Genomic DNA, 12,032 nt, shown 5'->3' with positions numbered 1-12,032 from the left:
AGAGGTGAGCTTATGGCAGATGTATTGTCACAAGGGGAGATTGACGAACTTCTTTCAGCATTAACAACCGGTGAAAAGAGTGCAGAGGACTTATTAAAGGTTGAAGCGGAAAAAAAGGTGCGAACGTACGATTTTAAACGCGCCCTTCGTTTTTCTAAAGACCAGATGAGAAACTTGTCACGCATTCATGAAAACTACGCACGCATTTTAACAACTTATTTTTCTGCAAGGCTCCGTTCACTTGTTCAGATTCAAGTTGCGTCAGTGGAGCAAGTGCCATACGAAGAATATGTTCGTTCCATACCGTCGATGACGTTTTTAAATGTAGTTGAACCAAGACCGTTGAGTGGTCGATTTTTGCTTGAAACAAACCCCAATGTTGCTTATGCGATGTTTGATCGTGTGCTTGGTGGTAGAGGAACAAGCATTAACAAAATTGATAATTTAACGGATATTGAGAAGAACATCCTTTCCGGACTGTTTGATTCAATGGTTCGAAGTTTTGCAGAAGCGTGGTCATCTGTCGTTCAACTTGAACCGGTTTCAGAAGTAACAGAAGTTAACCCACACTTTTTGCAGATGGTTTCGCCGAATGAAACGGTTGTTGTCATTTCACTAGCGACGAGTATTGCAGAGACGTCTGGGTTAATGACAATCTGTTTACCACATGTTGTCTTAGAAGACGTATTACCTAAGTTGACTAATCATCATTGGTTCCAAGAGCAAAGACGTTCCATTTCGCCTGAAGAAGAAGAAATGATGAACCGACAGCTGAAAAAAACCACAATTGATGTCGCTGTAGAATTAGGAAGGTCTACTATTACAATTGAAGAGTTTTTAAAACTAAGCATCGATGATGTTATAACGCTAGACCAAGAACTATCATCACCTTTACATATGAATGTCGGTGGCGCATTAAAATTTAAGGGCCAACCAGGCTTACAACGAGACAGGATGGCTATTCAGGTGACAGATATTGTAGGAGGAACGGAAGATGAATGATAGACCTCTTTCTCAAGACGAAATTAACGCATTATTACAAGGGTTAAAAGAAGATGACTCATCTGCCCCCGAGAAAAATGACGAAGAGCATGAGCTTGAAACAGTGGAAATCACTGATATTCTCACACCGATGGAGCAAGACACCATTGGTGAAATAGGAAATATTTCTTTTGGGAGCTCAGCGACAGCACTATCCACTTTGTTAAATCAAAAAGTGGAAATAACAACGCCTACTGTTAAGTCAATTGATCAATCCACATTACATGATTTGTTCCCTCATCCTCATGTCGTTGTTCATGTTGATTATACAGAGGGCTTTGAAGGCTCTAATTTATTCGTTATTACGACCAAAGATGCTGCCATTATAGCAGACTTAATGTTAGGTGGTACTGGCGAGCAACCAGATGAAACGTTAACAGATATGCACTTAAGTGCTGTCCAAGAAGCGATGAATCAAATGATGGGGTCTGCTTCAACATCAATGTCAACATTATTTAATAGGAGAGTCGATATTTCCCCTCCTCGGGTGCAAATTGTCGACTTTAATTCACAAAAAAAACCGGAGTATGTGCCAGAAGGCGATCATCTTATCGGTATTTCATTTTCGTTGAAGTTAGGTGATTTAATTGACTCACAATTATTACAGATTATTAACGTGCCATTTGGAAAAAGTTATGCGCAAGCCTTGCTCGGAGAAACAAATGAAGTTGAAGCAACGCATGTAGAAAAAGAGGAACCGGTTGAAGAACCTACATTCTTTAAACAAGAAGAGGAACCGAATCGCGTTAAACAACCAACTCCAACTATGGCGAAAGAGCATCTTGTAGAAAAAGCGGTCTTTTCTAATTTTGAAAAACCAAACTTACCAGATAGCGAGATGAAAAATTTAGATATGCTCTTAGAAATACCTTTAGAAGTAAAGGTGGAACTAGGTAGAACGAAAAAAACGATACAAGAAATTTTAACGATTTCACAAGGATCTATTATTGAGCTGGATAAATTAGCTGGTGAACCTGTCGATGTTCGCGTAAACGATCGACTTATTGCTAAGGGAGAAGTAGTCGTAATTGATGAGAATTTCGGCGTTAGAATAACAGATATCGTTAGTAAAAAAGAACGAATTAATCACTTGAATTAGTTGAGAAAAAGGGAGAAAACAACGATGGCGAAACAAATTTTAATTGTAGATGATGCAGCTTTTATGAGAATGATGTTAAAAGATATTTTAGAAAAAAATGGGTATACCGTTGTGGCAGAAGCGAACGATGGAAACGAAGCACTTGAGAAATACAAAGAAACAGCTCCAGATTTAGTAACCATGGATATTACAATGCCTGACAAAGATGGGATAAGCGCACTAAAGGAAATTAAAGAGTATGATCCCAATGCTAATGTCATTATGTGCTCGGCAATGGGACAACAAGCAATGGTTATTGATGCAATCCAAGCAGGGGCAAAAGACTTTATTGTCAAACCTTTCCAAGCCGATCGGGTCATTGATGCCATTTCTAAAGCAATCGGTTAAGGGGTTACTTTTCGTAGTGGTCGTGCTTTGCTTTGCCCTTGTAGAGCACGAGCACGCCTTAGCGAAAGATTGCAGTGTACAAGAAGCAATGGAGTCAGAAGCATGTGCTTCTTCTGATGCCGAGGTAGAGGAAACGGCAGTAGCAACCGAATCTCCATGGGTTAGTGGATTAAAAATGATTGGTGCGCTGCTTGTTGTGATTTTTTTACTTGTAACGCTATTGAAGTTTATAAACAAACGCTCACGTTCTTTTCAAGAAGCAAAAGGACTGTCGTTGCTTTCTGGTGTCTCATTAGGTGGCAACCGATCGGTACAACTGGTGCGTGTTGGAGAAAAGCTACTTGTCATTGGTGTAAGTGATCAAGTTCAGTTATTGGATACGATAGACGATCCAGATGAAATGGAAGCCATCCTCAAAAAGCATCAACCTGAAGGGGAACAAGGTGGACTAACGCAAGTTTTACCTTGGTTAAAGACGGCAGATAACCAACGACAATCGCCTTCAACGTTTCAAGACATCTTGACTTCTCGTTTAAATCTAGAGAATCAAGGGTTGAAAAAGAAAGTAAGAATGCATGATGAAGGTCCGAAGTCTCTATGATGGATTTGTTTATTCTTTCGTTTTTAAATGTCGACTTAACAAATGAAGGCACCATTGCAACTACGCTACAAATTGTTTTACTCATAACCATCTTGTCGATTGCACCAGGGATATTAATTTTAATGACTTGCTTTACGAGGATTATTATCGTACTTTCTTTTGTCCGGCAAGGGTTAGCAACACAAACGACACCACCCAATCAAGTATTAATCGGACTTGCTCTTTTTATGACATTTTTTATTATGGCACCAGTGATCCAAGATGTGTATGAATCAGCTTATATTCCGCTAACAGAGGGTGAGCTTACAGGAGAAGAGGCACTCGATGCGGCGATTGTGCCAATAAAGCAATTTATGGCGCAACACACAAGAGAAAAGGATCTTGCTTTGTTTATGGGCTACGGCGGCTATGAGCAACCTGAGACTTTAGAAGATGTGCCGATTACAGCGCTTATCCCAGCGTTTGCAATAAGCGAATTAAAAACAGCCTTTCAAATTGGATTTCTAATATTTATTCCATTTCTTGTCATCGATATGATTGTCGCAAGTATTTTAATGTCAATGGGGATGATGATGTTACCGCCAGTTATGATCGCATTACCTTTTAAAATTTTGTTATTTGTTCTCGTTGATGGCTGGTATCTCATTGTACAGAGTCTGCTCATTAGCTATCAATAGGAAGGAGCGTGTTGTATGAATCTTGAAACGGTAACGAACCTAGCTCAAAGCGGTGTATGGACGGTTTTGCTTGTCGCCGGACCACTTTTACTTATTGCGTTAGCTTTAGGTCTTTTCGTGAGTATCTTTCAAGCAACGACACAAATCCAAGAACAAACACTTGCTTTCATCCCGAAAATCGTTGGGGTTTTAGTTGGGTTGGTTATTCTTGGGCCATGGATGCTATCACAGCTAACGGAAATGACCTATAGCATCTATAGCAACTTATTTAGGTATATTGGCTAAATGGACGTATTTATTCAATTGTATCCGACGTTTTTACTTGTTTTCGTTCGGATTGCTTCTTTCTTTCTTGTGCTCCCGCTATACAACTATCGGACGATTCCACTACCTTTTAAAGTCGGTATTGCTAGTATCGTTGCGCTGCTTCTTGTTATGTCAGTTGATTTTCCGACAGTCTCAATAGATGCAACGTACGCCATTTTACTTATAAAAGAAGCACTCGTGGGTCTTTTAACTGGATTAGTCGCGATGATGCTTTTGTATGCTGTGCAAATTGCTGGGGGATTAATTGATTTTCATATGGGCTTTATGCTTGCAAACGTTGTTGATCCACAAACTGGTGCGCAAAGTCCACTTACTGGTAGCTACTTATATGTATTCGCCCTACTATACTTACTAATTATTGACGGTCATCATTTATTGTTGGATGGTGCTGTGTATAGCTTTGAGTTTGTACCAATTGATCAATTGTTTCTCCCATTAGCACAAGGGGCAATAGTCGAGCAGGTCGCGATGTTAATGGGCTTTCTATTTGCCTTTGGCGTTTCGATGGCGTTTCCAGTAGTTGGTTCCTTATTTTTAGTTGATATTGCGCTAGGGATTGTCTCTAGAACGGTTCCACAAATGAATGTATTTGTTGTTGGTATGCCAATTAAACTAATGGCTGGTCTTATTATTCTCTTTATTTATATCGGCGTTTTCTTTATGAGTATGAACTATTTGTTTAAAGAAATGATTCTTGCCATGCGGGAGTTGTTAGAAGGGTTCGGTGGATCAGGGTGAACAGTAGACTTGTGATGGATTTACAATGGTTTGCTGATGAAAAAACCGAAAAAGCAACACCGAAAAAGCGGCAAGATTCTAGAAAAAAAGGACAAATTCCAAAGAGTCAGGATGTCAATACAGCGCTTATGCTCTTTGTAGCGTTTATTATCTTATGGCTGTTTGCGGGACCAGCTATTTTTAGTGGCTTACAAGGAATGATGCTCGATAGTCTTTCTCGCTTCCTTCATGTTGATGTGACTGAGCCAAACATTGCTAGCTTGTTTCAGAAGTTAACGTGGAATATGGCCATACTTGTGTTGCCTCTCATGGTTATTACGGTTCTTGCTGGTGCTTTTGGGAGCTTTCTACAAGTAGGATCGCTTTTTACAACAGATCCATTAAAGCTAAAGCTTGAAAAGCTTGACCCTATAAAAGGGGCAAAGCGAATCTTTTCTGCGAGAGCGTTAGTAGAGCTAGCGAAATCGATTTTAAAAATAGTTTTTGTTGGGGCAGCAGTGGTTATTGTCTTGTATATCAACATTGAGGATGTTTTACTGTTGTCGCAAAAAAATATAGAAGTGAGTGCTGTTACTGTAGGAGAACTAGCGCTAATGATGGGGATTGTCGCTGCTATTCTTTTGCTCATCTTAGCCATACCCGATTACCTTTATCAACGGTACGATCATGAAAAGCAAATACGAATGTCGAAAAAAGACATTCGTGATGAGCACAAAACAAGTGAAGGTGATCCAAAAATTCGGGCAAGACGAAAGCAGAAGCAATTGGAAATGTCGATGGCACGATTGGCACAAGATGTTCCAAAAGCAGACGTCATTATTACGAACCCGACTCATTTTGCAGTTGCTCTTAAATACGATCAAGAGAAAGCGGATGCTCCTTATGTTCTTGCTAAAGGAATGGACTATGCTGCAGAAAGAATAAAAAAAATTGCCCGCGAACATCACGTACCAATGGTTGAAAATGTATGGCTTGCACGGACGATGTATGCCAACTTACAAGTGAATGACCAAGTCAACGAAGAGATGTTTGAAGCGGTAGCTGAAGTTTTGGCCTATGTGTACCAACTAAATGGCAATACATAAAGATGAAGGAGGGGAACAATGAAAGCGAAAGATTTAAGTGTACTTGCTGGTGTGATTCTAATCATTGTGATGCTCATCATACCACTCCCTCCATTTTTGTTAGACGTGTTAATTATTTTTAATATCTCTTTATCGCTACTCATTTTACTTGTGGCACTGAATACAAAAAATGCGCTTCAATTTTCTGTGTTTCCAACAATGCTTCTTCTTGTAACATTGTTTCGTTTAGGGTTAAGTGTTTCAACAACCCGTTCCATTTTAGGGGAAGCACATGCTGGAAACGTGATTGATACGTTTGGAAGCTTCGTTATTGGTGGGAATGCGGTTGTAGGGTTTGTTGTGTTCTTGATTCTCATTATTATTCAGTTCCTTGTTATTACAAAAGGGGCTGAACGAGTGTCAGAAGTCGGTGCCCGATTTACCCTTGATGCAATGCCAGGAAAGCAAATGAGTATTGATGCCGATTTGAATGCCGGGTTAATTTCCGATCGTGAAGCAAAAGCCCGCCGTGAAAAAATTGAAAATGAAGCAGATTTTTATGGCTCAATGGACGGAGCGAGTAAATTTGTAAAGGGCGATGCTATTGCTAGCATTATAATCGTCATTATTAATATGGTTTTTGGTCTTGTTATTGGCATGATGCAAATGGGAATGGATCTATCTACTGCTGCGAGCACGTATACATTACTTACTGTTGGAGACGGTCTTGTTACACAAATCCCGGCATTACTCATTTCTACTGCAACAGGTGTTATTGTCACAAAAGCTGCTTCTGAGGGGAGCTTAGGAAATGACTTAACAAAGCAACTTTTTGCTTACCCAAAACTATTGTACGTTACCGCTACGACGATTTTCCTTTTAGGAGTTACAACGCCTATTACAAAAGTCGTGACGTTTTCTGTTGCTGGACTGCTTGCATTTGCTGGTTACCGTTTATCAAAAACTCGAGCAGTTGAAGAGGAAATGGAACATCAGCTACAAGAAGAAACAGCAGATGTACCAGAGCCAACAGGACCTGAATCTGTTTTGTCGTTAATGAAAATGGATCCAATCGAATTCGAATTTGGCTATGGCTTAATTCCCCTTGCGGATGCGAATCAAGGAGGCGATTTGCTTGATCGAGTCGTTATGATTCGTAAACAAATGGCACTTGAACTTGGAACAATGATTCCCGTTATTCGCATTCGAGACAACCTATCGTTGGAGCCTAACGCGTATACAATAAAAATTAAAGGTGATGTGGTGGCAAAGGGAGAGGTCCTTCTTGATCATTATATGGCGATGAGTACAGGTATTGATGACGAGCGTATTACAGGCATTCCAACGGTCGAGCCTGCTTTTGGTTTAGAAGCCATGTGGGTAACAGAAGATGTAAAAGAAGAAGCGGAACTGTCAGGCTATACGGTTGTTGATCCGCCAACGGTTATCTCGACTCATTTAACCGAGTTGTTAAAAACCTATGCGCACGAACTTCTAGGAAGAGAAGAAACCAAAGCCTTGATAGACCATGTGAAAGAAACGTACCCAACCCTAGTTGAAGAGGTAACCCCAACACCTTTATCTATTGGAGATGTACAGAAAGTATTGAAGAATCTTTTAAGAGAACAATTATCCATTCGTAATTTACCAATGATTTTCGAGACCCTTGCGGATTACGGTTCACGAACAAAAGATATGGACGTGGTGACCGAGTATGTTCGTCAAGCGCTTTCTCGGCAGATTTCGGAGCAGTTAACAGACGAGCAGAATAAACTAGCCGTTATTACACTGGCTAGTGAAGTTGAGAAGCGTATTGCTGATGCAGTTGGACAAAATGAAAACGGGCATTTTTTAGCGTTAGCACCGGCTGACTCGCAAACGATTCTGCAGCAAACCGCATCAGAAACAACGAAACTAGCAGAAATGGGACAACAGGCAGTCATTTTATGCTCACCAGCTGTTCGAATGTATATGCGACATTTAATTGAACGTTATCTTCCTCAAGTACCCGTCATTTCATACAACGAACTAGACGCTAATGTTGAAGTACAAAGCGTAGGGGTGGTGAGATTGCAGTGATCATAAAAAAAATCAAAGCACCTACGTACGAGCAAGCCTATGAGCTGATGCGCCAGAGCATTGGTTCAAAAGCCGTTATTTTGCACTCTCGCTATGTAAAGGAAGGTGGTTGGCTCGGTTTTTTCAAAAAAGAAGTTTGTCAACTAACGATTGGCATTGAAGAACAGAAGCAACGAACCCACCTCCATGAAAGTACCATTGTAAAAGAAGTGCAGAGCGTCAAACCATATATTGATCGTTTAGAAGTTACGCCAACCGTAAAAAAAGGATTGGCCCTCACAGCAAAAATGATAGAAGATCGCGGTGTCATAGGAGTAGAAACAATTTATAACCAAATGCTACAGGCTGTTTTAAAACCGCAAACGGCGGTAATCGGAGAAAAGCGAATATGTTGTGTCTTGGGACCAACTGGTGTAGGAAAGACAACGACCGTCGCGAAGCTCGCTGCTCACGCTCGTTATGATCAAGGAAAATCAATCGCTTTTATTACGTTAGACACGTTCCGAATTGCGGCCGTCGAGCAACTAAAGAAGTATAGCGAGATTTTAGACTGTCCGTGCCATGTTGCATACGATGCTTCTGAATTAACATCCCTTTGCAATAACGTAACCGCTGATAGGATCTTTATTGATACACCAGGAGATAATTACTTGCAGTCACAGCTCGCTGATCCACTTGTTCAATTTCTAACAACAAGGAGCGACGTAGAATGCCATGTCGCGTTAAGTTTAACGATGAAATCAAGCGATCTTGAGCAACTGTTAAAGCCGTTTTCAAGTGTCACAATCGATAGTTTCATCTTAACGAAAAAAGATGAAACACGAACGATGTCGCTACTAACAGAGCTACTTTACAAACGAAAAGAGCCGATTTCCTGTGTAACAACAGGACAACATGTACCAAATGATTTGTGTTATCCGACTGCCGAGCAGTTAATCGGATGGCTACGCTTGGAGGGGGAACACAATGGATCAAGCGTATGATCTACGACAACGATCAGTTGAGCATGCACTAAAAAAAAGAAAGTCCTTACATCTTTATATACAGCATAAAGAAGAAGCCTTTATTATTGAGCAATTGATTCAATCATTGAGTGATTATGGGTATGAATCGTTTTGCGTCGCCACACCAGAGGCGAAGGCACGGTTCAGACCGAAATTTCAAGATCAGCTATTGCATCCAGATGTTCTACAACAATCTTCGTCTTTGCGAATTGACGTATGTCTTTTCATCCAGGTAGAAGGAGAAGAGGTGCTTCGTTCAGCCGATATTCCGGCTATTTTGTTTTTATCAGCAAATGAAGAGCGTCTCCTCGATGCTTATCAATTATTGAAAAATCATACACCTCCCCGCGCCTATATCATCGGAGCTGAAGAGGATTCGAACGAACGAAATCAACAAGCGCGATTAAATTTACGCAAAACGGCAAGTCGTTTTCTGGAGATTGATGTAGTGGATCTCGGATTAGTAAATCAAGCAAGCGCCGGTTTTACGGATGCGGTCTATGAGGCAATTGGGTTATTAATAAAAGATTGGTTAATGGCAAAATGATGATTGAACGAGATCAAGTGGATCATCGGAATGGCCCCTCTGTGATTGTTGCCATCGGCAGCTCAACTGGTGGCCCAAATGCTTTGCAAAAGCTGTTTGAACAGCTGCCAAATCAATTGCCGTATCCGATTGTTATTGCCCAACATATGCCAGGGCATTTTACCGCTTTATTAGCTAAGCGTTTAAATGAACAGTTTTCATTTCAAATAAAGGAAGCGCAACATGATGAACCTGTACAAACTGGTGTTGTTTATATAGCGCCTGGAGGATGGCAAACTACGCTTATTCAGAGAGGAAATCGTGCTTTTTTCCAGATAACAGAACCGAATCAGAATGATTTGTATCATCCATCAATTAATACATTGTTTGCTTCGACTACATTTTTTAACAAAAAAATCTTGATTATTTTAACCGGCATGGGTAGAGATGGTTCGGCTTCCTTACAACCAGTAAAACAATCAGGTGGCTGCACCATTTTAGCAGAAGCAGAAGAAAGTGCCATTATTTCGGGTATGCCTCATGCAGCAGTCAAGACCGGGCAAGTAGACTGGGAATTGACTCATATTGATATTGGAAAATGGTTACACGAAAGGGGAGCCTCACTGTGACAATGGAAAAAGATCTGTTAAAGGAAGTTGCTAACATTAGCACTGGCTTTGCGGCAACGGCTTTATCAACTCTTTTACAGCGCCAAGTAGCGATGAATGTGCCGGAAATTGCCCTTCATGCAATGGAAGATTTACCGCGGTTGAGTGCTTACCACCAAGAGGTGTGTGCTACGGTACATGCACCAATCGCTGGTGATGTGGAAGGGACAATGTTTTTCTTAACAAGTATGGATACAGCGGTGCGCCTAGTAAAAATGGTCTTACCTAATGTAGAAAGTGATCTTGATGTACACACGTACCCGCTTGCTTCTTCGGCGTTCCAAGAGATTGGCAATATTGTCATAGGCTCTTATGTGACAGCGATTGGTTCTCTAACGTCATTAACGCTTTATCCACTTGTAACGGAGTTAACCATCGATATCGGAAGTGCGGTTCTGGCAGAGGCGACCTATCAACTTGTTGAAGTAGATCAGTTTTTTCTAATGGAAACGTCCATGAAAGTAAAAAACGAAGAAGAAGGAATGGAAGGATTTTTGCTTTTTATACCAAATGAGAGGGCTGTCGCAGTACTAAAAAGAGCCCTTGAAAGAGATCGTACATGAATGAGCAACGTGAAACAATCTCAATTGGTGAATGGAAAGTATTAAGTCGTTCAGGAACACTGCGAACATGTGGGTTAGGCTCTTGTGTTTGTGTTGTTCTCTATGATGATACTTATGTACACGCCGGTATGGTTCATATTATGCTTCCAGATTCAAACCAAGCTAGAAAAACAGCATTTAATCCTTGGCGCTATGCGGATACAGCGTTGACACTTTTACACAGGGAGTTAGTCAATCAAGGTGCTAGCAACTTACAAGCAAAGATAGCAGGAGGAGCGCAAATGTTCCGTCATGCGATGCGACAAGAATACATGCAAATCGGAAAGCGAAATGTAGAAGCTGTAACGCTATGGCTTGAAGATGCCCATATTCCAGTGGTAGCAAAAGATGTAGGTGGAGCGTGTGGGAGAACCGTAGAATTTACACTACCTACGTTCACCATGCACGTGCGTACAGCGAGCAAAACGATTAAACAGATATAGAAGGAGAGGAAGAGAATGAAATCAGAAGCTGAGCTTTGGGCATTGTGGCACGAATCAAAATCAAGTGAAGCGATTGAAGCATTAATTCACTATTATTTACCTCTCGTTCAATTTCATGTTCAGCGTGTATCAAAAACATTGCCAGCAACGGTGACAAAAGATGAGTTAAAAAGTCATGCTTTAGAAGGCTTATTTGATGCCATCCAGCGATTTGACCCAAGTCGGGATTTGAAATTTGATACATATGCGTCGTTTCGCATTCGTGGTGCCATGATTGATGGTCTTCGAAAAGAAGACCGCTTGCCACGGACGGTTCGAGAAAAGATCAAACGAATGGACCAAATTGTTGAGCAACTTGAGCAAGTTCAAGGTCGATCCGTTCATGAAAAGGAAATTGCTGCTGAAATGAAGTTATCAGCAAAAGAAGTTTCATCGATTAGATATGATCAATTTACGAGTATGAATATTTCGTTTGACGAGCTAGTGTCATCAACAGGTGATGGTGTCTATCAAACACAGGTAAAAGACGAACAAATAGAACAACCCGGTGAACGTCTTATTCAAACAGATACAAAGAATGAACTGATTGAGCGGTTAAAGGCGTTGAACGAAAACGAGCAGCTCGTCATTCAACTCAGTTATTTCGAAGAATTATCGTTAACGGACATTGGAAGAGTGTTAAATCTATCTACGTCAAGAATTTCACAGATTCACGCAAAAGCGATCAAAAAACTAAAGCAGGGGTTTGTGGAACGAGCGTTCGTTCGTTAGAAGGA

At 40.8% G+C, this 12,032-nt stretch carries 15 protein-coding genes; all 15 read left to right on the top strand.

Annotated elements, in window-relative coordinates; all coding sequences use genetic code 11:
• The first annotated feature begins 12 nt into the window (after positions 1–12).
• From fliM to FPV17_RS12475, 15 genes are read left to right on the top strand one after another with little or no spacing between them, the layout of a single operon-like run.
• Positions 13–1,002 (top strand): flagellar motor switch protein FliM, encoded by a 990-nt coding sequence (gene fliM / locus FPV17_RS12545; RefSeq protein ID WP_144559170.1) that lies wholly within the window; start codon positions 13–15, stop codon positions 1,000–1,002.
• Positions 995–2,140, top strand: coding sequence for a flagellar motor switch phosphatase FliY (gene fliY / locus FPV17_RS12540; protein ID WP_144559169.1), 1,146 nt, complete (start codon positions 995–997; stop codon positions 2,138–2,140). The genes fliM and fliY overlap by 8 nt, the downstream gene beginning before the upstream one ends.
• A 24-nt stretch (positions 2,141–2,164) precedes the next feature.
• Entirely contained in the window at positions 2,165–2,527 is a 363-nt protein-coding gene (locus tag FPV17_RS12535; RefSeq protein WP_035398530.1) for a response regulator, read from the top strand.
• On the top strand, positions 2,502–3,128 hold the full coding sequence (locus tag FPV17_RS12530) for a flagellar biosynthetic protein FliO (protein ID WP_186370617.1): 627 nt from the start codon (positions 2,502–2,504) through the stop codon (positions 3,126–3,128). The genes FPV17_RS12535 and FPV17_RS12530 overlap by 26 nt, the downstream gene beginning before the upstream one ends.
• Positions 3,128–3,805 (top strand): flagellar type III secretion system pore protein FliP, encoded by a 678-nt coding sequence (gene fliP / locus FPV17_RS12525; protein ID WP_437183326.1) that lies wholly within the window; start codon positions 3,128–3,130, stop codon positions 3,803–3,805. The genes FPV17_RS12530 and fliP overlap by 1 nt, the downstream gene beginning before the upstream one ends.
• 15 nt (positions 3,806–3,820) lie before the next feature.
• Positions 3,821–4,090 (top strand): flagellar biosynthesis protein FliQ, encoded by a 270-nt coding sequence (gene fliQ / locus FPV17_RS12520; RefSeq protein WP_038480712.1) that lies wholly within the window; start codon positions 3,821–3,823, stop codon positions 4,088–4,090.
• A complete protein-coding gene (fliR, locus tag FPV17_RS12515) occupies positions 4,091–4,870 on the top strand; it encodes a flagellar biosynthetic protein FliR (protein WP_060704002.1) in 780 nt (259 codons plus the stop codon).
• Entirely contained in the window at positions 4,867–5,955 is a 1,089-nt protein-coding gene (flhB, locus tag FPV17_RS12510; RefSeq protein WP_246117037.1) for a flagellar biosynthesis protein FlhB, read from the top strand. Before fliR ends, flhB begins: the two co-directional genes overlap by 4 nt.
• An 18-nt stretch (positions 5,956–5,973) precedes the next feature.
• On the top strand, positions 5,974–8,013 hold the full coding sequence (gene flhA, locus FPV17_RS12505; protein ID WP_144559166.1) for a flagellar biosynthesis protein FlhA: 2,040 nt from the start codon (positions 5,974–5,976) through the stop codon (positions 8,011–8,013).
• Complete coding sequence (locus tag FPV17_RS12500) at positions 8,010–8,996, top strand: flagellar biosynthesis protein FlhF (protein ID WP_144559165.1); 987 nt, start codon at positions 8,010–8,012, stop codon at positions 8,994–8,996. The genes flhA and FPV17_RS12500 overlap by 4 nt, the downstream gene beginning before the upstream one ends.
• Entirely contained in the window at positions 8,980–9,564 is a 585-nt protein-coding gene (locus FPV17_RS12495; protein WP_144559164.1) for a hypothetical protein, read from the top strand. Before FPV17_RS12500 ends, FPV17_RS12495 begins: the two co-directional genes overlap by 17 nt.
• Positions 9,561–10,172 carry a CheB methylesterase domain-containing protein gene (locus FPV17_RS12490; protein WP_144559163.1) on the top strand — a complete coding sequence of 204 codons (612 nt, stop codon included), beginning with the start codon at positions 9,561–9,563 and terminating at the stop codon, positions 10,170–10,172. The genes FPV17_RS12495 and FPV17_RS12490 overlap by 4 nt, the downstream gene beginning before the upstream one ends.
• 2 nt (positions 10,173–10,174) lie before the next feature.
• Positions 10,175–10,774, top strand: a complete 600-nt coding sequence (locus FPV17_RS12485; protein WP_246117208.1) for a chemotaxis protein CheC — start codon at positions 10,175–10,177, stop codon at positions 10,772–10,774.
• Positions 10,771–11,256 (top strand): chemotaxis protein CheD, encoded by a 486-nt coding sequence (locus FPV17_RS12480; RefSeq protein ID WP_035398519.1) that lies wholly within the window; start codon positions 10,771–10,773, stop codon positions 11,254–11,256. Before FPV17_RS12485 ends, FPV17_RS12480 begins: the two co-directional genes overlap by 4 nt.
• Before the next feature lie 15 nt (positions 11,257–11,271).
• Positions 11,272–12,027, top strand: coding sequence for a FliA/WhiG family RNA polymerase sigma factor (locus FPV17_RS12475; protein ID WP_060704008.1), 756 nt, complete (start codon positions 11,272–11,274; stop codon positions 12,025–12,027).
• The last annotated feature ends 5 nt before the right edge of the window (positions 12,028–12,032 follow it).

This window comes from Shouchella miscanthi, from assembly GCF_007725405.1.
Lineage (GTDB): Bacteria > Bacillota > Bacilli > Bacillales > Bacillaceae_D > Shouchella > Shouchella hunanensis.
Note: the sequence above shows the minus strand (reverse complement) of the source record. Positions and strands in the feature narration are given on the sequence as shown.